General features: G+C 68.9%; 20 protein-coding genes. 13 read left to right on the top strand and 7 right to left on the bottom strand.

All coding sequences use genetic code 11. The annotated features are described in order from the left end of the window. Positions 1-111 precede the first annotated feature (111 nt). From Strain318_RS01995 to Strain318_RS01965, 7 genes are read left to right on the top strand one after another with little or no spacing between them, the layout of a single operon-like run. A complete protein-coding gene (locus tag Strain318_RS01995) occupies positions 112-1,554 on the top strand; it encodes an FAD-binding oxidoreductase (protein WP_367886863.1) in 1,443 nt (480 codons plus the stop codon). Beyond that, the gene (locus Strain318_RS01990) at positions 1,551-2,450 is read left to right on the top strand and encodes an FAD-binding oxidoreductase (protein WP_367886862.1); all 900 of its coding nucleotides are present in this window, start codon (positions 1,551-1,553) and stop codon (positions 2,448-2,450) included. The genes Strain318_RS01995 and Strain318_RS01990 overlap by 4 nt, the downstream gene beginning before the upstream one ends. Further along, the gene (locus Strain318_RS01985) at positions 2,450-3,727 is read left to right on the top strand and encodes a (Fe-S)-binding protein (RefSeq protein ID WP_367886861.1); all 1,278 of its coding nucleotides are present in this window, start codon (positions 2,450-2,452) and stop codon (positions 3,725-3,727) included. Before Strain318_RS01990 ends, Strain318_RS01985 begins: the two co-directional genes overlap by 1 nt. 9 nt (positions 3,728-3,736) lie before the next feature. Then, complete coding sequence (locus tag Strain318_RS01980; RefSeq protein ID WP_367886860.1) at positions 3,737-4,426, top strand: HAD family hydrolase; 690 nt, start codon at positions 3,737-3,739, stop codon at positions 4,424-4,426. Further along, entirely contained in the window at positions 4,423-5,361 is a 939-nt protein-coding gene (gene ygfZ, locus Strain318_RS01975; protein WP_367886859.1) for a CAF17-like 4Fe-4S cluster assembly/insertion protein YgfZ, read from the top strand. Before Strain318_RS01980 ends, ygfZ begins: the two co-directional genes overlap by 4 nt. Next, positions 5,358-7,436 carry a molybdopterin-containing oxidoreductase family protein gene (locus Strain318_RS01970; protein ID WP_367886858.1) on the top strand — a complete coding sequence of 693 codons (2,079 nt, stop codon included), beginning with the start codon at positions 5,358-5,360 and terminating at the stop codon, positions 7,434-7,436. Before ygfZ ends, Strain318_RS01970 begins: the two co-directional genes overlap by 4 nt. A 53-nt stretch (positions 7,437-7,489) precedes the next feature. After that, on the top strand, positions 7,490-8,953 hold the full coding sequence (locus Strain318_RS01965; protein WP_367886857.1) for a magnesium chelatase: 1,464 nt from the start codon (positions 7,490-7,492) through the stop codon (positions 8,951-8,953). Here the strand turns inward: Strain318_RS01965 and Strain318_RS01960 are convergent. After that, positions 8,900-10,129 (bottom strand): MFS transporter, encoded by a 1,230-nt coding sequence (locus tag Strain318_RS01960; RefSeq protein ID WP_367886856.1) that lies wholly within the window; start codon positions 10,127-10,129, stop codon positions 8,900-8,902. The two genes, Strain318_RS01965 and Strain318_RS01960, sit on opposite strands and share 54 nt — an antisense overlap. A 142-nt stretch (positions 10,130-10,271) precedes the next feature. Between Strain318_RS01960 and Strain318_RS01955 the strand changes: the two genes are divergently transcribed. Then, on the top strand, positions 10,272-11,555 hold the full coding sequence (locus Strain318_RS01955; RefSeq protein ID WP_367886855.1) for a vWA domain-containing protein: 1,284 nt from the start codon (positions 10,272-10,274) through the stop codon (positions 11,553-11,555). On the opposite strand, the gene Strain318_RS01950 is transcribed toward Strain318_RS01955, so the two are convergent. Beyond that, a complete protein-coding gene (locus Strain318_RS01950; protein ID WP_367886854.1) occupies positions 11,552-12,385 on the bottom strand; it encodes a hypothetical protein in 834 nt (277 codons plus the stop codon). The genes Strain318_RS01955 and Strain318_RS01950 overlap by 4 nt on opposite strands. Before the next feature lie 50 nt (positions 12,386-12,435). Between Strain318_RS01950 and Strain318_RS01945 the strand changes: the two genes are divergently transcribed. Together Strain318_RS01945 and Strain318_RS01940 are read left to right on the top strand one after the other, a co-directional pair. Next, complete coding sequence (locus Strain318_RS01945; protein WP_367886853.1) at positions 12,436-13,641, top strand: dipeptidase; 1,206 nt, start codon at positions 12,436-12,438, stop codon at positions 13,639-13,641. A gap of 85 nt (positions 13,642-13,726) precedes the next feature. Next, positions 13,727-14,668, top strand: coding sequence for an IS481 family transposase (locus Strain318_RS01940; protein ID WP_367886852.1), 942 nt, complete (start codon positions 13,727-13,729; stop codon positions 14,666-14,668). Positions 14,669-14,677: 9 nt separating this feature from the next. Here the strand turns inward: Strain318_RS01940 and Strain318_RS01935 are convergent, their stop codons facing one another. From Strain318_RS01935 to Strain318_RS01925, 3 genes are read right to left on the bottom strand one after another with little or no spacing between them, the layout of a single operon-like run. Then, positions 14,678-17,752 carry an efflux RND transporter permease subunit gene (locus Strain318_RS01935; RefSeq protein WP_367886851.1) on the bottom strand — a complete coding sequence of 1,025 codons (3,075 nt, stop codon included), beginning with the start codon at positions 17,750-17,752 and terminating at the stop codon, positions 14,678-14,680. Continuing rightward, positions 17,749-18,795 (bottom strand): efflux RND transporter periplasmic adaptor subunit, encoded by a 1,047-nt coding sequence (locus tag Strain318_RS01930; protein ID WP_367886850.1) that lies wholly within the window; start codon positions 18,793-18,795, stop codon positions 17,749-17,751. Before Strain318_RS01930 ends, Strain318_RS01935 begins: the two co-directional genes overlap by 4 nt. Further along, on the bottom strand, positions 18,792-20,186 hold the full coding sequence (locus Strain318_RS01925; protein WP_367886849.1) for a TolC family protein: 1,395 nt from the start codon (positions 20,184-20,186) through the stop codon (positions 18,792-18,794). The genes Strain318_RS01930 and Strain318_RS01925 overlap by 4 nt, the downstream gene beginning before the upstream one ends. Before the next feature lie 145 nt (positions 20,187-20,331). Between Strain318_RS01925 and Strain318_RS01920 the strand changes: the two genes are divergently transcribed. From Strain318_RS01920 to Strain318_RS01910, 3 genes are read left to right on the top strand one after another with little or no spacing between them, the layout of a single operon-like run. Further along, positions 20,332-21,018: a TetR/AcrR family transcriptional regulator gene (locus tag Strain318_RS01920; RefSeq protein WP_367886848.1), complete on the top strand. Its 687-nt coding sequence runs from the start codon at positions 20,332-20,334 to the stop codon at positions 21,016-21,018. Positions 21,019-21,030: 12 nt separating this feature from the next. Beyond that, entirely contained in the window at positions 21,031-21,669 is a 639-nt protein-coding gene (locus Strain318_RS01915) for a spermidine synthase family protein (protein WP_367886847.1), read from the top strand. Beyond that, entirely contained in the window at positions 21,654-22,451 is a 798-nt protein-coding gene (locus tag Strain318_RS01910) for an A/G-specific adenine glycosylase (RefSeq protein ID WP_367886846.1), read from the top strand. Before Strain318_RS01915 ends, Strain318_RS01910 begins: the two co-directional genes overlap by 16 nt. On the opposite strand, the gene Strain318_RS01905 is transcribed toward Strain318_RS01910, so the two are convergent. Together Strain318_RS01905 and Strain318_RS01900 are read right to left on the bottom strand one after the other, a co-directional pair. Beyond that, entirely contained in the window at positions 22,448-23,914 is a 1,467-nt protein-coding gene (locus Strain318_RS01905) for a serine/threonine-protein kinase (RefSeq protein WP_367886845.1), read from the bottom strand. The two genes, Strain318_RS01910 and Strain318_RS01905, sit on opposite strands and share 4 nt — an antisense overlap. Positions 23,915-24,020: 106 nt before the next feature. Next, positions 24,021-25,364, bottom strand: coding sequence for a citrate synthase (locus tag Strain318_RS01900; protein WP_367886844.1), 1,344 nt, complete (start codon positions 25,362-25,364; stop codon positions 24,021-24,023). Positions 25,365-25,493 lie beyond the last annotated feature (129 nt).

Below are 25,493 nucleotides of genomic sequence, written 5' to 3'. Positions count from 1 at the left end.
CCGCGGGACGACGGACCGATCGCTGAAGACGGACGGGGCGCGTGGGACGCGCTTCGTCCGTCTTCAGTTTTCCCCCTACACACGTCGCGGCGCCGGCGCCTAGTTTGCGGCATGGCCGGTGCCGCCTTGCGCGTGGAATCGCTCGCTGCCGATCTCGGGGCGATTGTGGGGGCGCGGCATGTGCTCACACGCCACTCGACGTTGCTGGCCTACGAGTCGGACGCGCTTCCGGGTTACCACAAGCGGCCGCGGCTCGCGGTGTTTCCGGGCACGCAGGAGGAGCTCGTGTCGGTGGTACGGCGGCTCGCCGCGGACGGCGTACCCTTCGTCGCGCGAGGAGCGGGGACCGGGCTCTCGGGCGGCGCGCTCGCCGATGATACGGTGCTCATCGGCGTGCAGCGCCTCCGCCGGATCATCAACATCGATGCCGACGCGCGCACGGCGACTGTTGAGCCGGGCGTCGTCAACGCCACGCTCACCCGCGCCGCCGCCGCGTTCCACCTGCACTACGCGCCCGACCCCTCGAGCCAAGCCGCCTGCACGCTCGGCGGCAACGTCGCCGAAAACGCCGGCGGGCCCCACTGCCTCAAGTACGGCGTGACGCTCAACCACGTGCTGCGCGCGACGGTCGTACTGCCGGACGGCGAGCTCGTGACCCTCGACCGCGGCGACCATGGCGGCTACGACCTGCTCGGCGCCTTCGTCGGCAGCGAAGGCTGCTTTGGCATCGCGGTGGAGCTCACGCTGAAGCTCACGCCGAACCCCGAAGCCATCATCACCATGCTCGCCGATTTCACGTCGGTGGCCGAGGCGGCGGATGCGACCTCGCGCATCATCGCGGCGGGCATCGTGCCGGCCGCGCTGGAGCTGATGGACCAGGCGACGATCCGCGCCGTCGAGGAAAGCGTATATGCCGCTGGATATCCCGTGGACGCCGCGGCCGTGCTGCTCATCGAAGTGGACGGCCCGCGCGCCGGACTCGACGCCGATGCCGACGCCGTCACGGCGATCTGCAGCGCCGCCGGCGCGCGCGACGTGAAGCGCGCGACCGATGCCGCGGCGCGCGAGCGACTCTGGCAAGGTCGTAAGAAGGCCTTCGGCGCCATGGGACGCGTCGCCCCGCACTTGGTGGTGCAGGACGCGGTCGTCCCGCGCACGCAGCTGGCCGAACTGCTCGGCGACATCGCGTCCATCGGCGCACGGCACGGGGTGCGCGTGTGCAACGTGTTCCACGCGGGCGACGGCAACCTGCATCCCAACATCCCGTACGACGCCGATGACGCCGACGAATCGGCGCGCGTGCATGCCGCCATGCAGGAGATCATGGAGCGCTGCATCGCCGCCGGGGGGACCATCACCGGCGAGCACGGCGTCGGACTCGACAAGCTGCCGTACATGGAACGGCTGTTCACCGCGGACACGCTCGACGCCATGTGCACGCTGCGCGAGACCTTCGATCCCGCGCGACGGGCGAATCCCGGCAAGGTCGTGCCCCTGCGCAGTTGCCGCGAGTGGCAGGGCCTCCCTGCCCTGCGCGGAGGATTGGCGGGATGAGTCTTGCACGCGAGGCGCTGCATCCGCATCGGGTGGAGGATGTCGCCGACATCGTGCGCGACGCCGTCGGGGGGCTGCGCATCCGCGGCGCCGGCAGCTGGATGCACGTCGGCGCGCCGGTGGTGGCCGCGCACGAGTTGCGGCTCGACGCGTTTCGCGGGGTCCGCCACTACACGCCAGGCGACCTCACCATCAGCGTCGGGGCGGGCACGACCCTCGCCGAGATCGACGCCGCGACGGCAGCGCACGGCCAGTGGTGTCCGCTGCTCCCGTGGGGCGACGACCGCGGCAGCGTCGGCGCCGCCATCGCCACGGCGACCGGCGGTCCCTTCGCCGAGGCGCTCGGGCGTCCGCGCGACTTGGTGCTGGGTCTCGAATGCGTGGATGGGCGCGGACGCATCGTGCGCGCCGGCGGCCGCGTGGTGAAGAACGTGGCCGGCTTCGACCTCACGCGGCTCATGGTGGGCAGCTGGGGCACGCTCGCGGTCATCACCGAGGTGCACCTGCGGCTGCGGGCGCGCCCGAGCGCGGATGTCACCCTGCTGGTGGAAGGCGCCACGACGACGGCGATGCGCGCGTTCCAGCACGGCGCGCTCCCGCCGTTGGCCGCACTCCCGTTGGGAGAGGCCACCGCACGGACGCTTGGCCATCCGGGGCCGGGCGCCTGGCTGCTGCGGCTCGGCGGCAACGCGCCGCAGGTCGCCGCGGCGCGTCAGGCGCTCGCTCGGATCGGCGCCTGCATTGAGCTCGGCGCCAGGAGTTGGGATGTCGTACGGCACGACCAGGCACCACCGCCGGCCACGCACTGGACGTGGACGCCACTGATGAAGCGCGTGCGCGAGGCCTTCGACCCACGTGGCGTGCTGAATCCCGGCTTGCTCGGCGAGGCCGCCTGATGCGCGAGACCAACAGCCACCGACACACCGTCGCCGACGACGCGATGCGCCACGGGCTCGACGCCTGCGTGCACTGCGGCTTCTGTCTGCCGGCCTGCCCGACATACCTCGCGCTCGACGACGAGAACGATTCGCCGCGGGGACGGCTGGTGCTCATGCGGGCCTTGCTGGACGGGCGCATCGCCGGAGACGATCCCGACGTGGCGCGGCATCTCGACCAGTGCCTCGGCTGCCGCGGCTGCGAGACCGCGTGCCCGAGTGGCGTGCCCTACGGCCGCATCCTCGAGGGCACGCGGGAGCGCCAACGCGTGACGACTCCGCTTCCCCTCCTGGCACGTGTCGTGCTCGCCGTATTCGCGCGCGACAGGCTACTGCGCATCGGCCTCTGGACGGCGCGCGTCGTCCGCGCGCTCGGCGTTACGCATGTGGCGGCGCGCCTCGCGCCGCGCGCGCTGCGCATGCCCGCCGCGATGCTGGCGACCACCGCGCGCGATCCGGTGCCGACCTACGAGCCACGGGGAACCGGAAGCCGCGGCCGCACGGCGCTGCTGACGGGCTGCGTGATGGAGGGCCTGTTGCCATCGCTCAACCGGGCGACGGAGCGCGTGCTGGTGGAGAACGACTTCGCGCTGGTGCGCGCCTCGGGCCAGGTGTGTTGCGGCGCGCTGCACGCGCACGCGGGCGATACCGCGACCGCGCGGGACCTCGCGCGCCGCAACATCGCCGCGTTCGAGGCCAGCGGCGCCGAGTTCATCGCCATGAACTCGGCCGGCTGCGGCGCCATGTGCCGTGAGTACGGCGAGCTTCTCGCCGACGATTCGACCTGGGCGGCGCGGGCCTCCGCGTTCAGCGCGAAGGTGCGCGATGTCTCGGAACTGCTGGTCCAGGCCGGCCCGAAACCGACAGCGCCGACGGCCAGCCAGACGCCTGTTGCCTGGGACGCGCCCTGCCACCTGCAGCACGCCCAGCGAATCGTCGAACCGCCGCTCCAGGTGCTGCACGCGGTCGGCGACGTCCGACTGGTCCCGCTGCAGGACAGTGCCCAATGCTGCGGCTCCGCCGGCATCTATGGAATTGTCCAGCCGGACGTCGCGCAGCAGGTGCTGAAGCCGAAGCTGGCCCGGATTCACGAGAGCGGCGCCCGCATCGTCGCGACCGCCAACCCGGGCTGTTTGATGCAGATAGGCGCCGGGCTGCTGGTCGAGGGATCGGCGGTGCTGGCGCGGCACCCGGTCGAGCTCCTGGACGCGGCCTACGCGAGGTCGCGGACCGATTAGCATTCGGGTATGGAGCTGCCCGTCCTGATGATCGAGTTCGAGAACGTCCTCGCGGACACCGCGACGCTGCGGCATGCCGCGCTCGCCGAGTCACTGGCGGCGGACGGCATCGCGCTGACGGGTGAGCTGTTGCCGCTCGCGCAGGGTCGCACGTTCGAGAATGCCATCCTGCGCATTCGCGAGGCGGCCGGTGCGCCGGACGATCCCACCGCCGTCGACCTCGCGCGGTTGCGCGCCGAACGGGCGTTCGCGGCGCGGCTCGGCAAGGGCGTCACGATGCCCGTGGGCCTGCGCGCCGCGCTCGAGAAGCTGTCGGCGATGGCGCGGCTGGCGGTGGTCACGCGCGCCTCGCGCCGCGACGTCGAGTTCGTGCTGCAGCTCGGCGGGCTCGACGGCGTGTTCCGTCCGGTCATCACGCTCGAGGACGTACCCGCCGCGAAGCCGACGGTCGCGCCGTTCAAGGCGGCACTCGCGCGGGTAGCCGAGCTGTTCCCGGGCCAAGTGCTGCGTGGCGTGGCGGTCGAGGACAGCGTCGTCGGCGTCCGCGCCGCGCGCGAGGCGGGCCTGCTCACGGTGCTGGTGGGCGCGCACCCACCGCAGGACGCGATGGAAGCCGATTGCTGGGTCGAGTCGCTGGCGGACTTCACGCCGGAACGCTTGCGCCTGCTCCTCAGCCCGGCGGTGAAGGGGATCGGATGACCGCGTTTCTCGTGGACCGCAGCACGCGGCTCCGGATGCTGTTCTCGGGTGAGAAGGCCAAGGAGTCGCTGGGTGGACTGGTGACGAACGACGTCGTGGCGTTGCAGCCGGGGCATGGCCAACGCGCCGTCGCGCTTACGCCGAAGGGCCGCGTCATCGCGATGATCCGCGTCGTCGACCGCGGCGCCGATCTCTTCGTCGACTGCGAGCCGTCGTCCGCCGACGCCTTCGTCGGGATGATCAGGAAATTCGTGAATCCGCGCACGGCGAAGTACGCGGTGATCACCGAGCAGACCGCCTGCCTCGGCGTCTACGGGGCGAGCGCGACGAAGCTCGTCGCGCCGTTGCTTGGCGCGTCGCACGAGGTCTTCGACGCGCTCGCACCGCTGGCGCTGTGGCGCAGCGAGGACGGCAGCGTCGACGTGATTCGCTCGGATGACTTCAGCGTCCCCGGCCTGGACATCGTGGCCGCTCCGGCGCGCATCGTCGAGTTGCGCTCGGCACTCGAGGCGCAGGGCATCCGCGACGTGAGCGCGGAGCAGCTCGAGGTCCTCAGCGTGGAGCGCGGCCTGCCGCGCTTCGGCGTCGAAATGGACGGCGAGACGATCCCGCAGGAAGCGAATCTCGACGCGTTGGGCGCGATTTCCTTCACCAAGGGCTGCTACACCGGCCAGGAAGTCGTGGCGCGCATCCATTTCCGCGGACACGTGAATCGGCACCTGCGCTGGTTGCGGGCGGAGTCGCCGCTGCCGCGCGGCGCGACGGTCGTCGACGCCGAGGGCAAGGAGATCGGCGAGGTGCGCTCGAGCGTGGTCTCGCCGGAGCGCGGCCCGCTGGCCATCGCGATGTTGCGCCGCGAGATCGTGCCGGGCAGTGCGGTGCAGGTCAAGCAGGGTGAGCTCGCGATGAGCGCGCAGGTCGAGGCGATCGCGTGACGGCGACCGTCGTCCGCGGCGCCTGCCCGCACGACTGCCCCGACACCTGCGCCACACTGGTGACGGTCGAGGACGGTCGCGCGACGCGCATCCAAGGTGACAAGGACCATCCCTTCACGCAGGGTTTCCTCTGCACGAAGGTGAACCGCTACCTCGAGCGCACGTACCATGCGGACCGCGTGCTCACGCCGCTCAAGCGCGTGGGACCCAAGGGTCCGGGCGCGACATTCGTCGAAGCAAGCTGGGATGAAGCCCTCGATGCGATTGCCGCGCGCTTGAATGCGATCCGCGCATCGGCCGACGGGCCGCAGAGCATCCTGCCGTATTCCTACGCCGGCACGATGGGCCTGCTGCAGGGCGAAAGCATCGACCGACGCTTCTTCCATTTGATGGGCGCATCGAAGCTCGACCGCACGATCTGCGCGACCGCTGGCATGTGGGGCATGCGCATGACCGTGGGCGCGAGCATCGGCGCGGACGCCGAGTTGGTGCCGGAGAGCGATCTCGTGATCCTCTGGGGCACGAACACGCTGACGAGCAATCCGCACCTCTGGCCGAAGGTGCTCGAGGCGCGCGCCAAAGGCACGCCGGTCATCTGCATCGATCCGATCCGTACACGCACGGCGGAGCAGTGCGATGAGTGGATCGGAATCCGCCCCGGTACCGATGCCGCCCTCGCGCTGGGCTTGATGCACGTGATCTTCGCCGAGGGGCTGCAGGACGACGACTATCTGACGCAGTACACGCTGGGCGCCGAGCAGCTGCACGAGCGCGTGAAGCGCTACCCGCCGGAGAAGGTGGCGGAGATCACGGGTGTGCCCGCCGAGCGGATCGTCACGCTGGCCCGGGAGTACGCGAAGGCCAAGGCGGCCTACGTGCGCATCAACTATGGATTGCAGCGCCACGGTGGCGGCGCGATGGCCGTGCGGACGATCGCCTGCCTCCCGGCGGTGGTCGGGCACTGGCGGCGTCCCGCCGGCGGCGTGCACCTCTCGTCGAGCGCGAACTTCGCGTTCAATCGCGCGATGCTGCACCGTGAGGATCTCTCGCCAGCCGGCACGCGCACGATCAACATGTCACTGCTCGGCGACGCCCTGACGAAGCCCGATGCGGGGGTCGGTGGTCCGCCGGTCAAGGCGCTGGTCGTGTACAACTCGAATCCCGCGGCGATCGCGCCGGACTTCCTGCGTGTGATCGAAGGCTTCAAGCGCGAGGATTTGTTTGTCGTCGTGCTGGAGCATTTCCGGACGGACACGGCGGACTACGCCGATTGGATCCTTCCTGCGACGACGCAGCTCGAGCACTGGGACATCCATTTCTCCTACGGGCACCTCTACGCCTCGCTCAACAAGCCGGCGATCGCGCCGGTGGGCCAGGCGTTGCCGAACACGGAGATCTTCCGGCGGCTGGCCGCACGCATGGGGCTCGAGCACGAGAGCCTGCGCGACGACGACGTGACGCTGGTGAAGCAGGCGCTGGATTCGCAGGCCGAGGCGCTCAAGGGCCTGAGCTTCGAGGAGCTGGAGAAGCACGGATGGCTGCGGCTCAACCTGCCCAAGCCGTACGTGCCGTTCGCCCGTGGCGGCTTCCGCACGCCGAGCGGCAAGTGCGAGTTCTTTTCGCAGCGCATGGCGGACATGGGGCTCGATCCCCTGCCCGACTTCACGCCGCCGCACGAGTTCCCCGAGCAGGTGCCGGCCTTGGCAGCGAAGTACCCGATCACGCTGATCTCCTCGCCGGCGCACCAGTTCCTCAACTCGACCTTCGTGAACATCGGGCCGCTGCAGCGTGCGGCGAAGGAGCCCGAGGTCTCGCTGCATCCGCGCGATGCGGAGCGGCGCGGCATCCATGACGGCCAGATGGTGATCGTCGAGAACGATCGCGGGCACTTCACGGCGCGGGCGCGGCTGCGCGAAGGCATCCGCGAGGCGGTGGCGTGGGCGCCGGGCATCTGGTGGGCCAAGCTCTCGACGGACGGCCGGAATGTGAACGCCGTGACGTCGCAGAAGCTCACCGACATGGGTGCGGGACCGACGTTCTACGATTGCCTCGTGGAGATCCGCGCGGCGGATTGAACCGCGGCGGCCCCTCGCGCGTTAGTGGGCTGGCCTCCAACCCCAGGCGTATCGTGACGAAGTCCCTGCCGCAGACCCTCGGCGCCCTGCGCGCCTCCGAGTTCGGTACCGCGCCCAAGAAGGGCCGCTCCGTGAAGGACGAGCTCCGCGCGAACCTGCTCGCGCGCATCAAGAGCGGCCAGCCGCTGTTCAAGGGCGTGCTCGGCTACGAAGACACCGTGATGCCGCAGATCGTGAATGCGCTGCTCTCGCGGCACAACTTCATCCTGCTCGGCACCCGCGGCCAGGCAAAGTCGCGCATCCTGCGCGCGCTGACGACGCTGCTCGATCCGGCGATTCCCGTCATCGCGGGCAGCGAGGTGAACGACGATCCGTTCGCGCCGATCTCGAAGTTCGGCCGTGAGCGCGTGAAGGAAGCCGGCGACGACACGCCGATCGCCTGGCTGACGTCGGACCAGCGCTACGTCGAGAAGCTCGCGACGCCGGACGTGACGGTGGCCGACCTCATCGGCGACTTGGATCCGATCAAGGCGGCGCGCGGCGGACACCTGCTCGCCGATGAACTGAGCATCCACTACGGCATGCTGCCGCGCGCGCACCGCGGCATCTTCGCCCTGAATGAACTGCCCGACCTCGCCGGCAAGGTGCAGGTGGGCCTGTTCAACGTGATGCAGGAAGGCGACGTGCAGATCAAGGGCTACCCCGTCCGTCTCGCGCTGGACGTGGTCCTCGCCTTCACCGCGAACCCCGAGGACTTCACGGCGCGCGGCAAGATCATCACGCCGCTCAAGGACCGCATCGGCTCGGAGATCCAAACGCACTACCCGAGCACGGTCGACCTCGCGCTGGAGATCACGTCGCAGGAAGCGTGGACGCAGCGCGACGGCCTGCCGGTCCGCGTGCCGGAGTTGGTGGCCGAGGTGGCCGAGCGCGTGGCCTTCGAGGCGCGCAAGGAGAAGCGCATCGACCAGCGCTCGGGCGTGTCGCAGCGGCTCAGCATCACGTTGATGGAGAACATCGTCTCGAACGCCGAGCGGCGGGCGGTGCGGTTGAATGAGCCGGCGGTGGTGCCGCGGCTCGCAGACCTCTACGCGGCGCTGCCGGCCATCACGGGCAAGATCGAGTTGGAGTACGAGGGTGAGCTCATCGGCGGCGCGGTGATCGCGCGCGAACTCATCCGCCGCGCGGCGGATGCCACGCTCAAGGAACGGGAGCCGTCGCTGCCGCTGGACGAGATCATCATCTGGTTCGACGAAGGCCAGGCACTGCAGGTGAGCGACGACGCGACGGCCGCGGCGGCGAAAGCCGGGTTTGGCGCGGTGCCGGGACTCATGGGCATCGTGCGCGAGTCATCGTTGCCGCACGGCGATGACGATGCGCTGGTGTCGAGCTGCGAGCTTGTCCTCGAGGCGCTGGTGGCGCGACGGAAGCTCTCGCGGTCCGAGGGCGGGCAGTACGGCCGCTCAGTGCGCCGTGAGCGCGGGTTCCCGTCGGAACACCCAGAGCGCGAAGAGTAGCATGAGCGCCGCGGTGCCGCCGATCGCCCAGGCGGTACCGACGGCTTTCGCGAGCGCGCCGGCCACGAAGCTGCCGATCGGCGAGCCCCCGATGTACACCATGATGTACAGCGACATCACGCGGCCGCGCATCGCGTCGGGGACGATCTCCTGCAGGCGCGAGTTCACCAGCGCGTTGTTGACGATCATCGTGATGCCCGTGGCGAAGAGCAGCAGCGCGTTGAGCTGCGGCAGGCGCACGAGGGCGAAGATCACGAGCAACAGCGGGAATGCGTGCGAGGCGATCCAGAGCGTGCGACCCTTGCGCCCACCGCCGCCCGTGGCGGCGATGGCCAATGCGCCGGCCATCGCGCCGATGCCCAGCGACGCCATCAGCGCACCGTAGCCCTCGGGCCCCAAGCCCAGCAGGTCGCGCGCGACGACAGGCAACAGGGTGATGACCGGAATGCCGAGGATCGAGAACACCATGGCGACGAGCATCAGCGCCGGCAGGGGCTTGGTGCTGCGGACGTAGCGCAGGGCCTCGAGCATGCCGTCGAGCGCGCCCTTGCGTGCGCCCTCGAGCTCGCGCGCCTCGACCGGGATGGCGATGAGCGCGAGGCTCAGCAGCACGGCGAGGAAACTCAGCGCGTTGAGGCCGAAGGTCCACGCGATGCCGAACTTCGCGATCACGACGGCGGCGATCGTCGGGCCCAGCACCCGCGCGAGGTTGAAGCCCATCGAGTTGAGACCGATGGCCTTGGGGAGGTCGTGCCGGTCCACCAGATGCACCCAGAGGGCCTGGCGCGCGGGAATCTCGAAGGCGGCCAGCAGGCCACCGATGCTGGTCAGCGCGATGAGCCAACCGATGGTGAGGTGCCCCGTCCACGCGAGCCACCACAGCGCCGTGGCCTCGAGCAGCATCAGCGCCTGGGCCGTGCGGATGATCTTCAGCTTGTCGGCGCGGTCGGCGAGGAGGCCGCCGGGCATCGAGAAGATGAGGATGGGGAAGGTTCCCGCCGCGGCGACGACACCGACCAGGAAGGCATCGTTCGAGAGTTCGAGCGCCAGCCAGCCTACCGCGATCTGCTGCATCCAGCTGCCAATGAGCGAGACGCTCTGCCCGATCCAGAAGATGCGGAAGTTCCGGTAACGGACGAGGGTCCGGAACGGATTCAGGGACGTGGCGGCGGACATTGCTGACGTAATCTCGCCGGATGCGGCCCCCCGTAACAGGTCACCGCCGTGAAGCGAGCTTCCATCGGCTGCCACGAGCCGCGTCTGGCACCTATCTCGCGCTTCTCGTGTTGATGCAGTAGCCCCGGCTGGAGAGGTTCGCGTGCGTTTCCATACCTACAAGAAGTTCAGCCCCGAGTCCGCGGATGCCGTGGACCTGCAGGCATTGCTGGACAAGCTCGCGGACTTCCTCCTCCAATCGGGATTCGCCGGCGGCGGACCAGCCAACCCTTGGGGCTTCGAAGACGAGGAACCGGGTGGCGACCGCTCCCTCGACGCGCTCAAGCAAGCCATCCTCGACGCGCTGATCCAAAGCGGCCAGTTCACGCCGGAGATGCTCGAGGCGCTGCGCGGCGATGGCGACGACATCTCCGAGGACAAGCTCGCCAAGCTGCTCGACGACATCGTGCAGCGTTTGATGGCCGAGGGCTTCCTGAAGGCCGAGCAGCCGCCCCAGGCGCCCGCGGGGCACCAAAGCGTGTTCGGGCCCGGAGGCTTGGCGAAGGCCGCAGCGCAGGACGTGCAGTTCGATCTTACCTCGAAGGGCATCGATTTCCTAGGCTACAAGGCGCTGCGCGGCATCCTGGGTGGCATCGGCAAGAGCAACTTCGGCTCGCACGACACGCCGTATTTGGCGACGGGCATCGAGGCCGATGCGGGCAGCAAGCCCTATGAGTTCGGCGACGTGCTGAACCTCGACGTCAACGAGACGCTCAAGGCCGCGATGCTCCGCACCGGCTCGCTCGACGTGCCGATGGACCTCGACTATTCGGACCTGATGGTGCGGCAGAGCGAGTACCGCTCGAGCTGCGCGACCGTGCTGATGCTCGACTGCTCGCACTCGATGATCCTCTACGGCGAAGACCGCTTCACGCCGGCCAAGAAGGTGGCGCTGGCGCTGACGCACCTGATCGCGACGCAGTTCCCGGGTGATTCCATCAAGACGATCCTGTTCCACGACTCGGCGGAAGAGATTCCCATCGGCGCGCTGGCCAAGGCGCAGGTGGGGCCGTATCACACGAACACGGCGGAAGGTCTCAAGCTCGCGCGGCGCATCCTGATGGCGCAGAAGAAGGACATGCGCCAGATCATCATGATCACCGACGGCAAGCCCAGCGCGCTGACGATGCCGGACGGCCGCATCTACAAGAATTCGATGGGGTTGGACGCCTACGTGTTGCAGGAGACGCTGCAGGAAGTGGCGGCCTGCCGAAAGAGCGGGATTCCCGTGAACACGTTCATGCTGGCGCGGGACCGCGCGCTGGTCGAGTTCGTGAAGATGGTGAGCGCGATCACGCGCGGGCGGGCGTACTTCACGAACACGATGTCGCTGGGGCAGTTCATCCTCATGGACTTCCTGAAGCGGAAGACCAGTCGGGTCAGCTAACGCCGACCGCCCGTCCAGATGGCGACGATGCCGCAGGTCCCGCGGCCTGAGCTTACGGCGGCCTGCAGCTCCGCCGGTGCGTTCGCAACGCTCGGATAGATCTCGATGGCCGCCATCTCGTTGCCGCCGACCAACCCATTGATGTCGAGGTTGCCGCCCCGTCCCATGGTCGGCGGCCGGTACGTGCCGGAGCGGTTGATGGACGTCGGCACCTGTTCCACCACCTCGTCCTGCGCGGTACCCTGCACCAGCATTCCGTCGACGACGATGTTCATCGGGCAGCCACCGCGGCCGAGCAGCACGTCGCGGCCCGGTCCCACGCGATTGATGTTCACATAGCGTGCGCTGCGCAGCGCCTGCGAGAGATTCATCGGAAGCTGCAGCTCGAGCTCCTCGGGCGTGATGAAGTGCCCGACCGTCGCGCCGCGCCGCACGCGCTCCATCCGGTCATAGAACCCGCGCGTGGCCAGCGGTGTGTCCCGCGCGCCGACGACCTCCACCGACTCGAGTTGCAGCACCACGCGTCCCAGCGTGAACTCGATGCTGTCCGGGGCGGGCAGCCGCACCCAGCGATCGAGCGGCGTGTACCCGATGCGGCGTACACGTACGAACACCGAATCACGCCCGCGCAGCGTGACCAGCGCCCGACCGGCGGAGTCGGCCGTCGCAGACGTACCCGAGACCGGCGCGACGTACGCGAAGGACACCGATGCGCCCGTGCCGTCACGGACGACCACCGTCGTGCGCTGTGCTCCTAGCGCGCTCGCTGCGACCATCGCACCAAGGAGCATCGCCGGCGCGCGCACGAGAAAACGAGGTGGCTTCGGCATGGTCTACGTTACCCCTTGTGAGCGATGACCGCCACGCGCACATTCGCGCGATGCAACGTCGCTCCCTCCTTCGCCTCCTCGCCGGCGCGTCGGCCGCGAGCCTCCTGCCGCGCAACGCCTTCGCCGCGCCGGCCATCCTCACGCGCCGCTACGCTCTCGGCCCGCTCGGCGACGAATACTCCGCGCGCACGATCCGGCTGATGCAGGAATCGCCCGTCGTCGACATGCTCTGCCAGTTCGCCTTTGCCGATATGCGCGAGCAGGGTACGCCCAGAGCCGACCGCTGGCTGCAGGATCCGGGCACGTTCACCGCCGAGGACTTCGCCGCGTTCCGCGGCTCCGGCGTAAAGACCCTCGCGTTGGGACGCGGCGGTCCAAGCTACGAAGCCATGCTGCAGTTCATGGCGCAGTGGAACGGATTCGTTGCCTCGCACCCGGAATGGTTCATCCGCGTGGATGACGCTGCGGACCTCGCCAGCGCGCGCGGCGATGGCCGCGTCGGCATCATGATCACCACGCAGAACTCGGACCATTTCCGCGCCGTCGGCGACGTCACGACGTTCCATCGGCTCGGTCAGCGGCTCTCACAGCTGACCTACAACGTCCAGAATCGCATCGGCGCGGGGTTCCTCGAGCACAACGACGGGGGCTTGAGCATCTTCGGGCACGAGATCGTGGCCGCGATGCAGCGCGTGGGCATGACGGTGGACCTCTCGCATTGTGCCGACAAGACGACGATGGACGCCATCGCCGCCGCCAAGAAGCCCGTGGTGTTCACGCACGCGGCTGCGCGGGGCCTCATGCCCGGCTACGCGCGCTGCAAGTCTGATGACGCGATTCGCGCGCTCGCCCGCAACGGCGGCGTCATGGGCATCGCCGCCATTCGCTTCATGATCAAGCCCGAGGGACCGGTGACGGTCGAGCATTTCGTGGATCACATCGACTACGTCATCAAGCTCGTGGGCGCCGAGCACGTAGGCATCGGCTCGGACCTCGACATGGCAGGCCTTGGCATGCCGATTCCGAGGGCCGGCGCCACGCCGGAGATCGCGAACCAAGTGAACTTCGATCGCTACAAGCCGCACTACGCCGAGGACGGCGGCGTGCACGTGGACGGCATGAAGCATCCCAAGCGGATCTTCGACGTGGTCGAGACGATGGTGCGTCGGCGGCACTCCGACGACACCATCCGCCTCGTGATCGGCGGCAGCTTCGTGCGCGCCGTCAGCGCCAGCTGGGTGCCCGACCCCGCTTAGCTGTCGGTTCTAAAGAGGTTGTTCACTGAGGCATAACTGAGGAAGCTGGAGGTGCGAGCCACCCAACCTTCAGCCAGAGGCCTCAGTGAACATCCACAACAATGCGCGATTGACCGCCTGGGGGCGAGCCGAGCTCGTCCGCCGGGTGGTCCTCGACGGCGAGCCGGTGCGCGCCGTCGCCGCGGCCCTCCACATCAGCCCGAGCACGGCTTACAAGTGGCTGCGCCGCTTCGCGGCCGGGGGCTGGGCGGCGCTGGCCGACCGCTCCTCGCGCCCGCATCGCTCGCCGACCGCCACGCGGCCGGCGCTCATCGAGCGGATTCTCCGCCTGCGCGCGACGCGGCTCACCGGGCCGGAGATCGCGGAGCGGCTCGGGCTCGCGGTCTCGACCGTGGGCCGGGTCCTCACGCGCGCGGGCCAGGGCCGGCTGAAGGGCCCGGGGGCGACGGGCGGGCCGCGCTGCCAGCGCGAGACGCCCGGCGAGCTCGTGCATGTCGACACGAAGGCCCTCGATCGCTTCGTCACGGCGGGCCATCGCGCGCACGGCAACCGCTCGAAGGTCGGCCGCCGTCGGGGGCTCGGGCAGGACCATCTCCACGTCGCGGTCGACGACGCGACGCGGCTCGCGTACGCGGCGCTGCTGCCGACACAGGACGCGGCGGCGTGCACCCGCTTCCTCGAGGCGGCGCGCCGCTGGTTTGCGCAGCTGGGCATCGCCGTCACCGGTGTGATGACCGACAACGCCAAGGCGTACACGAGCCACGCGGTGCAGGCCGCGCTGGCCGCGCACGGGATCCGGCACCTGCGCACCAAGCCCTACCGCCCGCAGACGAACGGCAAGGCGGAGCGCTTCATCCAGACCGCGCTCCGCCGCTGGGCCTACAAGAAGCCATACCGGACCTCGGCGCACCGCAACGCGGCGCTGCCCGACTTCCTAGATTGCTACAACGTCGAACGGCCGCACCGGTCGCTCGGCCGCGTCCCGCCGCTGCTCCACTTCCTCATGCAGCGTGAACAACGTCCTTAGAACCGACACTTAGCCCGCCACCACCGCGAACTCGCCGGTCTGCGTGACTTCCTCCTGCGTGGGCGGCAGCAGCTTGTAGAGCACCGGCGTCACCAGGCGGGAGAGCAGCGTCGAGCTCACCAGGCCGCCGATGATCACGATGGCCAGCGGCGAGTACAGCGAGCTGCCCTGGATGGCCAGCGGAATGAGGCCGCCGATGGCCGTCATCGACGTGAGCACGATGGGTACGAAGCGGATCTTGCCGGCCCGCTCGATGGCGTCGTCGAGTCCCACACCTTCGGCGCGCAGCTGGTTCGTGAAGTCCACTAGCAGGATCGAACTCTTGATCTCGATGCCGATCAAGGCAACGAAGCCGATCACCGAGCTGAAGCTCAGCGTGTAGCCTGTCACCCAGAGACCGACGAGACCGCCGATCACGCCGAGCGGAATCACGGAGCTCACGATGAGCATACCGCGGAAGGTCTTGAACTCGAGGATGAGGATCGCGAGGATGCCGAAGGTCGCGATGAGGATCGCGGCCCCGAGTCCGCCGAAGCTCTCCTGCCGGCTCTCGATCTCGCCCGCGGCCGTGATGGCGTAGCCCTCGGGCAGGCTGAGCGTGTCCACCACCGAGAGCACGGCACGCGTGACGCGGTCGGTGTTGTAGCCGGTGCGCACCTGCGACGTCACCGTCACGGCGCGCTCGCCGTCGTAGTGTTGGATGACCGGCGGCGAGGTCTCGAACTCGAGTGACGCGAGTTGGCGCACCGGCACCTGCGCGCCGGTGACCGAGCCGGCGTAGAGCCGATCGAGGACCTCCGGGCCCTTTCGCGCCGGACCAGGCAGGCGGAGCGTCACATCATACTCCTCGCCGTCACGGTCCCGGACGCGCCCCGCGACAAGGCCCTCGAGGCCGAGTCGCACGGCGCGGTCCACCTCGGCCGTCGGTACGCCGTACAGGCCCGCCTTCGCGCGGTCGGCGCGGAGCCGCAGGTCGGTGCGCGAGACACGGAGGGGGTTCAGTACGTCGCGCGTACCCTCGGTGGCGTCCAGCACGCGCTCCACGCGCGCCGCGATCGCGCGCAACGAATCCAGATCGTCACCCGTGATGCGCATGGCAACGGGCGCATCGATCGGCGGACCGTTCTCGAACTCGGTGACCTGGATGCGCGCGTCCGGGTAGGCGTCAAACTCCACGCGGAGTGAGTCCAGCAGCGCCGGCGTGGACGCAGGATCGTACTCCCGCGTCAGCACGAACAGCTCGCCGCGCGTCGAGCGCTCGGCCAGCGATTGGATGTTGTAGTAGATATTGGGATTGCCGCGCCCGATGTTGGCGTACACCTGGCGCACTGACTCGCGCTTGACCAACGCGCGCTCGGCGAATGCGACGGCCGAGTCGACGACGGTGAGCGAAGACCCCTCCGGCGCGTTGACGGTGACGAGGAACTGCGGCGTCCCGGCCTTCGGGAACAGCGAGAAGCCAATGGAGGGAATCAGCGCCAGCGTACCGGCGAACAGCACAGCCGCGACGGCAAGCGTCTGCACGGGTCGCGCCAGCGCCCGGTGCAGCACCCTGCCGTAGGTGGCGTCGATGCCGCGATTCAGCGCCCGCATGAACACGTTGCCGTGCTCATCGCCCTCTTCCTTGAGGAACATCGCCGCGAGGAACGGGATGATCGTGATCGAGACCAGCAGCGATGCCGCAATCGTCAGGACGACCGCCGCGGGCAGCGAACGGATGAACTTGCCCGCCGTACCCGGCAGCATCATCACCGGGAGGAAGGCGAACACGAGGGTCGCCGTCGTGCCGATGACGGCGACGAGGATCTGGTTCGTGCCCTTGATCGCGGCGCTGACGCGGCTGCTGCCCTCGCGCAGCCAGCGTGCGATGTTCTCGACGACGACGATCGAGTCATCGACCAGCAAGCCGAGCGCGATGACGAAGCCGACGATGCTCAGCTGGTTGATGCTGAATCCGAAGACCTTGAGCAGCGTCACGCCGATGGCCAGCGAGAGCGGGATGGACACCATCACGATGGCCGAGGCGCGGAAACCCAGCGGCAGCAGCGTGAGCACCACCAGCGCGATGGCGATCATGAAGTCGGCGGTGAGCCGCGACAGGCGCGCCTGGACGTTCTTCGACTGGTCGAACGGGCGCTCGAAGGTCATCGACGCCGGCAGCGACGCCTCGAACGCATCCGCCGCTGCCCACACGCGGTCGCGGACGGCCATGATGTTCTGGTTCTCCTGCATGGCGACCGTGATCCAGACCGCGCGCTTGCCGTTCGACCGCGCCGTGTACTTCACGGTTTCGTAGTCCCATTCCACCTCGGCGACATCGCCGAGGCGCAGCGTCGAACCCGGCGCACCGGCGATCACCGTGGCGCGAATCTGCTCCAGCGAGCGGTAGCCGCCACTGGTCTTCACGTTGAAGCGACGGTTGCCGGCGTCCACCGAGCCACCGGGGATGTTGAGGCTCTCCCCGCCGACCGCCTGGAGCACGCGGGTGAGCGGGATGCCCAGCTCGGCGAGCCGACCGACGTCCAGCGCGACGCGCACCTCGCGCCGCGGGTAGCCCCAGGTCTCAGCTTTCTTCACACCCGGCAGCCGGGCGAGGTCGTCGCGCAGGGCGCGAGCGGCTTTATCCAGCTCGTGGTACGGCGCGGTCACGGAGACCAGCGCGAACTGCGCGATGTTCACGTCGGCGGCGTTGATGCGCTGCACTTCGAGAACGGCGAGGTCACTGGGCAGGTCGCCGCGCAGGGCGTTCACCTCGCGCAGGATCTCATCGTACTTGCGGTCGGCATCCACCGAGACGTCGAACTCCGGGACGATGACCGCGAGACCGTCTTCGATGCTCGTCTTGACGTCCTTGAGGTCTTCGAGGGCGCGGATGCGATCCTCGATGGGATCGACCACGAGCTGCTCGATGTCCGTCGGGCTCGCCCCCGGGTAGACCGCGACGACCGGGAACACCGGGATCGGGAACGTCGGGTCCTCGGCGCGCGGGATGGTGAGCATCGAGAAGGCGCCCGTCGCGAGCAGCGCGACGAAGGCCACCAGCATGAACTGCCGGTTGCGGACACTGAAGCCGACGATGCTCACGGGGTACGCTCGGTCACGACATGCACCCGCGTTCCGTCGGCGAGTCGGCTCGCGCCAGCGATCACGACGCGCGCGTCAGCCGCAATCTCTCCGCTGACGGCCGCGAAGGGCCCGTCGAGCCAGAGCACGGTGACGCGCTTGCGCTGCGCGGCGCTTTCCGCCGCATCGAGCACAAACACCGTGGCCTCGCGTCCCTCGACCTCGAGCAGCGCTTCCGCCGGAAGCGTCAGGACGGGTGCCGCGCTCTGCGGCGTCACGCGCGCGCGGCCGATGAGCCCCGAGGCCAGCCGGCGTCCGGCGGGTTCGACGGCGATCTCCACTTCGTACGTGCCCGTCATCGGCGCCGCTGCGACGCCCACCTGCTCGATGCGGCCGTCGAAGACGACGCCGGGGTACGCATCGAACTCCACGCGCGCGCGCATGCCGGTGGAGAGCCGCACGGCGTCGCGATCTGCAGCTCCGGCGCGCAGCACGAGCCCGGTGCGCTCGGCGCGCAACAGGAACACCGGGGCGCCCGGCGCCACCAGCTGCCCGCGCTCAAGCTGCTTGCGCAGGATCACGCCCGCCGCGGGTGCGCGCACCTCGGCGTACTGCCGGTTGAATTCCGCCGCACGCAGTTGCGCCTCGGCGACTTCGAGTCCCGTGCGCGCGTCTTCGAGTTGGGCCAGCGTAGTCACGCTGTCGCGCTGCAGGCGCTCGACGCGCGCGAGATCGCGACGCGCCTTGTCGCGCCCTTCGCGCGCGGCAGACACCGAGGACTCGATCTCCACCGGCGAGAGCGCCGCGAGCAGTTGGCCTTCGGTGACGCGGTCACCGGCCTCGACGCCGACGCTGGCGACAACGCCGCCGATCTTGAAGCCGAGCGGAATCTCTTCCTTGGCCCCAAGCATGCCGGTGAGCTGGATGTCTGGCTCCGCGCTGCGCGGCTGGGGCTGGACGACGCGCACGGGGATGGGCGCCGCGGATTCGGACCCGAGCTCGGCGTCCCTTCCGCACGCGGTGAGCGCGATGAGGACGAGGAGAAGCGAAAGGCGAGCGGTCACGGGGCGGTCCTCGGATAGAGCGCAGCCGCGCGATCGAGTTCGACGCGGCGCAGGTAGTAGTCGTAGGTCGTGAACACCGCGTTGAGCTGCGCCGCCGTGCGCTGCACGCGCGCTTCGCTGAGTTCGAGCGGCGACGTGAGACCTTCCTCGTAGCGGCGATTCACTAACTGGTAGGTACGGTCGGCGGCGGACTCCTGGGCGGCGGCCGTCTCGATGGCCTGCTTGGCGACCGCTGCGGCCTGCCAGGCGAGCCGTACTTGCAGTTCGATGCCGCGGCGGGCGTCCTGGCCCTGCAGCGAGATGCGCTCGGCGTCGAGCTTGGCCTGCTGCACGCGGGCGGCGTCGCGGCTGCCGTTGAAGACGTTCCAGGACGCAACGACGCTGACCAAGGCGAAGTCCGCATCGCTGCGGAACCGGTATTCGTTGCCCTGCACGCCGTAGTCGAGCGCGACGGCGAGGTTTGGCAGGTAGCTGCCCCGTGCCACCGACGCCTGGGCATCGGCCGCGCGCTTGCCTGCATCCAGCGCACGGAGTTCCTCGCGGGTACCGAGGGCGCTCTGCAGCGCATCGTCGAGGGTCGGCAGCGCATCGAGCGCGAGTGCCTCCGCGGGAATCACTTCGACCTCTTCGGTGATCTGGCGGCCGACAATGAGGTTGAAGCTCTGGCGCGAGGCGTCGACCAACTGCTGCGCCTCGGACTCGCGCTGTTGGGCCTCGCTGAGTTCGGCGCGGGCGCGGGACAGCGCATCAGGCGTCGCGCGCCCGGCTTCGACGAGGCGCGACATCACGCGTACCTGTTCCTCGAGCAGCGTGCGCGTCGCGACGCGAAGCTCGTGCAAGCGCAGGGCCTTGCCGTAGTTCAGGTAGCCCGCACGGATCTGCGCGGCCAGTTCTCGCTCGGCGACGCCGAACGTCGCCTCCTGTACCTGCCGCGCGGCGCTGGCGGCGCGATAGCCCGAGTAGATCTCGGCCTGGAAGATCGGCTGCGCGACGCGCACTGCCGTCTCCTGCTTGAGCGGCAGGCGCAGGTCGATGTCCGTCGGGAACTGCGGCGCCCCGATCAATTGATTGAGTGCCGCGAAGGCCGGATTGATGAGTTCGCCGAGGTTCACGACCTGACCGCTCACATTGGTGTAGCGGGCGTTGATCGTCGCGGTGGGCAGGAAGTTGCCGCGAGCCTCACGCAGCGCCGCATCGGCGCGCTGGACCTGCAGCGCCTGCTGGCGGATGCCGAGGTTCTGGCGGAGTCCGTCGCGGACATAGCCGTCGAGCGCGGTCTGCGCTTGGAGCGCAGGCGGCAGCAGCGCGACTGCGGCGAGTGCAAGGGCAACCAAGGCGAGCCCTGCGAGGAGGTCGGCGGCCAGTACGAGAGTCGCGAGGCGACCCGGCACTGCGCCCTCTTCTAATCGGAGGCGATCCATCGGCGAGCTGGATTGGACGTGGACGTTTCTAGAGGTTTGCCTCTACTTACGGCACAAGTATTAGAGGGTTTCCACTACTTGTCAATAGTGGAGGGTATCCTCTATTTTGTAACAGATGCCAAAGACCACCCCGCCAGCCCCGGCCCCAGCCCCCGCCCCAGAGCCTGAAGCGCGGGAGCGCGCACCCCGCGCGCCCCAGCAGGAGCGCGGGCAGCGGCGCGTGGAGCAGATCCTCGACGCGGCCGAGCAGGTGTTCGTGGAGCAGGGTGTAGGCGCCGCGACCATGCAGATGATCGCCGATCGAGCCGGAGCCTCGATGGGCTCGCTCTATCATTTCTTCCCGAACAAAGACGCCGTGGTCGAGGCACTCGGGGCGCGCTACGCCGATGCCGTGCGCGACACGAACCAGAAGGCGATGCCACTCGAGCACGTGCACCTGCCCGCGGAGCAGCTGTTCCAGCGCATCCTGCAGGCGCAGGTGAAGCTGATCGAGCGCACGCCCGCCTTCGATGCGGTGCATGAGGCGGTGCAGCGGAACTGTCCGGCCATCAACGACGCCCTCAACCAGGCGCTGGTCGGACACGTGGGGCAATTCCTCGCCCTGCGCTATCCGAAGCTGCCTGCCGAGGAGCGCGTCGCGTCGGCGATGGTCTCGGTGAAGATGGTCCACGCGGTCGTCGAGCTGGCCAGCCAGCTGCCGCAGGGACACCGGATGCAGGTCATCAACGAGGCGCATCGCATGCTGGTGGCGCACTACTCGCAGTACGACCAGCGCTACGGCCCCGGGGCCGCATCCATATAGATTCCGCGCGACATGTTCGACGCCCTCACGCCCATCCTGCTCGGCGTCCTGCTCGGACTCCGCCACGCCACCGACGCCGACCATGTCGTCGCGGTGACGACGATCGTCGCGCGCGAGCGCTCTCTGGCGCGCGCGGCTTGGGTGGGCGCGGTCTGGGGCGTCGGGCATACGCTGACGCTGGTCCTGCTGGGCGGAGCGATCATCGCCTTTCGCATCGTGATCCCGCCCCGTATCGGTCTCGGACTCGAGTTCGGCGTGGCGATCATGCTCATCGGGCTCGGCTATTCGAACATCCGTCGCAGCAATGACGACGCGGCCCCCAAGCTCTCGCGTCCGCTGCTGGTGGGCGTGGTCCATGGACTCGCCGGCTCGGCAGCGGTCGCGCTGCTCGTGCTGGCCACGATCCGCGAGCCGCTCGCCGCGGCGGCGTATCTCCTCATGTTCGGCCTCGGCACGATCCTCGGCATGATGCTGGTCACGGCGATCCTCGCCGTGCCGGCGCTGTATGCCGGCAACCGCGTGCATCGCATGCGCGTGGGGGTGCGCGTCGCGGCGGGCGCGCTGAGCATCGTGTTCGGTGTGCTGCTCGCGCGCGAACTGATCGTCGACGGCGGGCTGTTCTCCGCGGTGCCGACTTGGGAGCCGCACTGACGCCAGCGCGTCGCCGGTCCGCCGGTCCGCGGCTCGACAAGGCGGAACTGCGCGCCTTCGGCACGAAGCTCCGCGCCTGGTATCGCCGCAACGCCCGCGATCTCCCGTGGCGCAAGACGCGGGATCCCTACGCGATCCTCGTCAGCGAACTGATGCTGCAGCAGACGCAGGTGAGCCGCGTGCTGGAGTACTGGCAGCGATTCCTGCGACGCTTCCCTACCCTGCAGCAACTCGCCAAGGCCGACGAGCGCCATGTGCTGGAGCAGTGGCAGGGACTCGGCTACTACGCCAGGGCGCGAAACCTGCACAAACTTTCGCGCGCCGTCGTGCGCGAAGGTGCCGCGGCATGGGGAGACGCCGACGCAGCGACCGCCGTCGCGGCGGATGGTCGGCCGTCGCCGCTGCCGGCCGAGGCCGAGAAGCTTCGACGTCTGCCGGGCATCGGCGCGTACACCGCCGGCGCCGTCAGCACCTTCGCCTTCGAGCGCCGTGCCGCGCTCGTGGACACGAACGTCGCCCGCGTGCTCGCGCGCGTGTTCGCACCCAAGCTGAACCCCAAGCGACCGCGCGACCTCACTCTGCTCTGGCAGATCAGCGAGGCCACCCTGCCGCGCACGGGCAAGGCGACCTGGACGCATAACCAGGCGCTTATGGAACTGGGCGCGCTCGTGTGTACGGCGCGCGTGAAGCGTTGCGGCGCTTGTCCCGTGACGAGCGTGTGCCGCAGCGCCGAGACGGCACGCGCGGACGCCGATTCGCGGGGCCGCGCGCGTCGTCGCTAAGTCTTCGCGCGCGCGAGCTCTGCCGCGTAGCGGCGCTCGGCGCGTGCGAACATCCACCGCCCGGCCGCGCTGAGCCAGAAGCGGCCCGCGAGCCGCTGCGCCAGCGTGATGCGCACCGGCCGCATGGCCCAGAGTGCCACCGACGCCCCGATTGCCATCGCCCCGATCAGCACGATCACGATGCCCAGCGTTTGCACCTGCCGCACGCCATCGATGCGAGCCGACACGAACATCGAGATCGCGACGGGCTGACTGAGGCCACCGAGCAGGCCGCCGAAGAACGCGATGCGCTTCCGGCGCTGGAGGCGCGCAAACTCCAGCGGATCGGAGAGCAGTTGCTCACGGGCCCGCGCCGTCTCATCGGTGATGGCCTCGACAGCCGTACGCACGTCAGGCGCCGTGAAGCCTTGGCGGACGGCGAATCGCACGCGATCGAAGGATTGCCCGAGGATGGTGATGAGCATCGTCAGGAACAACACGAGGATGAACGCCCGCATCACGTCATCCTGCCGCGGCGAGAGACTCCATAGCACGACGAACAGCACGCCCATTGTCAGCACGGCCTGCAGCGACTGCGCCGTCTGTTGGTGCAGCAGGCGCAGCAGCGGCGCGACCTCGCGCGCGCGCAGGTGAAGGGCCGCAATGGCCTCGGCCATCTCTTCGCCGGTCTCGAAGCGTTCGCCGCGATCCTTGCGCAGGGCTCGCGCGATGACATCGGAGAGCGGCTTCGGAAACTCGGGGCGCAGTTCGGTCACGTCCTGCGCCGCCTGCGTGAGATGCAGCATGAGCAGCCGATGCGCGGCCTCCGCCTGGAATACCGTGCGACCCGTCGCGGCGAAGAAGCCGACGCAGCCGAGTGAATAGAGGTCGCTGCGGCCGTCCACCTCCTCGGCGGCGGCCTGCTCGGGGCTCATGTAGTGGGGGGTGCCGATGGACTGACCGACCTCGGTGAGTCCCTTCGCCTGCTCGGTGCGGGCGATGCCGAAGTCCAGGATCATCGGGCGGCCGGTACCGCGCTCGATGAGGAGGTTGTCCGGCTTCACGTCGCGGTGCACGATGCCACGGGCGTGGGCGTAGCCGAGGGCCCAAGCGGTGTCCTGCAGCAGGCGCGCCGTGTCGGCGGCGTCGTAGGGTCCGGACCGCGCCACGCGTTCGGTCAGCGTTTCGCCGTCCACGTACTGCATCACGATCGCCAACAGCTCACCATGCTCGAGCACCGCGTGCACGTGCACGATGTTGGGGTGCGAGAGCGAGGCCGCCAGCCGCGCTTCCCGGACGAAGCGCTCCCGCAACGTGGCATTCGTCGCGAGGTCCGGCGGCAGGACCTTGATCGCCACCTCGCGGTCCAGCGCCAGGTCGCGCGCCAGGAAGACCGCGCCCATCCCACCGCGGCCGAGCTCGCGCTCGATGCGATACGCACCGGCGACGGCGGACTCGAGGGCGCGGCGGATGGGATCGGACACGTCTACAAAGTGGGGAGAGATGGGATGAGACGGAAGGCTAGAGAGGGGGCACCGAGCAATCTCGGCGCCCCCTCTCGTTCAGCTTAGAGCTTACAGCTTACAGCTGCTACTTCGTCACCTTATGCGACAGGTTGATGCGGTTCGCCGCATAGTCGCGGGTCTCGATCCCCGTGTAGATCTGCCGCGGACGGGCGATCTTCTGCTCCTTGTCGAGCAGCATCTCCTCCCACTGCGACATCCAGCCGGCCGTGCGCGCGATGGCGAACAGCACGGTGAAGTAGTCGGTGGGGAAGTGCATCGCGCGGTAGATCAGGCCCGTGTAGAAGTCCACGTTCGGGTAGAGCTTGCGCGAGATGAAGTACTCGTCGCTGAGCGCGATACGCTCCAGCTCCAGCGCGATTTCCATGTCCTTCGTCATGCCCGCGACCTTGAGCACCTCGTCGCAGAGCTTCTTCACGATCTTCGCGCGCGGATCGTAGCTCTTGTACACGCGGTGGCCGAAGCCCATCAGGCGGCTGCCGCCCTTCCCGCTCTTCACGCTCTCGATGAACGCGGGGATGTTCTTGACGTCCCCGATCTCCTCGAGCATGCGCAGCACGGCTTCGTTGGCACCGCCGTGCAGCGGACCGTAGAGCGCGGCGACGCCGGCCGCCACGGCCGAGTACGGATCCACGTGCGAGCTGCCCACCGCGCGCACCGCGTTCGTCGAACAGTTCTGCTCGTGGTCCGCGTGCAGGATGAACAGGATGTCGATCGCACGGGCGTACACCGGATGCGCCTCGTACTTGGGCTCCGACATGCGCGCGATCATCGAGAGGAAGTTCTCGGCGTACGACAGCGCGTTGTCGGGGTACACGTACGGCAGGCCCTTCACGTGGCGGTACGCGAACGCCGCCAGCGTCGGCATCTTGGCGATGAGCCGGATGAACGCGATGTCGCGCTCCCGCTCGTCGTAGATCTCCTTCGACGTCGGATAGAACGACGACAGCGCCGCCACGCCCGCCGTCAGCATCGCCATCGGATGCGCATCGTAGCGGAAGCCTTCCATGAAGCGCTTGATGTTCTCGTGCACGTACGTGTGGTACGTCACGTGATGCTGGAACTCGTCGTACTCCTTCTGCGTCGGCAGCTCGCCCTTGCGCAGCAGCCAGGCGACCTCGAGGAAGTTCGAGTGCTCGGCCAGCTGCTCGATCGGGAATCCGCGGTAGCGCAGGATGCCCTTGTCGCCGTCGATGAACGTGATGGCCGATCGGCAGGAGGCCGTGTTCATGAAGGCCGGGTCGTAGCCCATGATGCCGAAGTCGTCGGGCTTGACCTTGATCTGCTTCAGGTCGGCGGTGCGGATCGTCTCGTCGGTGATCGGGACGTAATAGATCTTCCCGGTACGCGAGTCCTTGATCTCAAGATGGTCGCCGGCAGGGGCGGCCGCGGTATTCGGAGTTCCTGCCATCGCTAAGGTTCCGGCTGGGGTAATCACCTCCGAGCCCTCGCATCGCTCGGGCTCGAGCGCCGCCTGCTGTGACGCGCTGCAGAAATCTAACGGGTGCACCCACCCAAAAGGGTGGGGGGATTCGCGCGC

This window comes from Pseudogemmatithrix spongiicola, assembly GCF_030623445.1.
Taxonomy (GTDB): domain Bacteria; phylum Gemmatimonadota; class Gemmatimonadetes; order Gemmatimonadales; family Gemmatimonadaceae; genus Pseudogemmatithrix; species Pseudogemmatithrix spongiicola.
The sequence above is the reverse complement of the archived record's forward strand: the minus strand, read 5'-3'. Positions and strand labels throughout refer to the sequence as shown.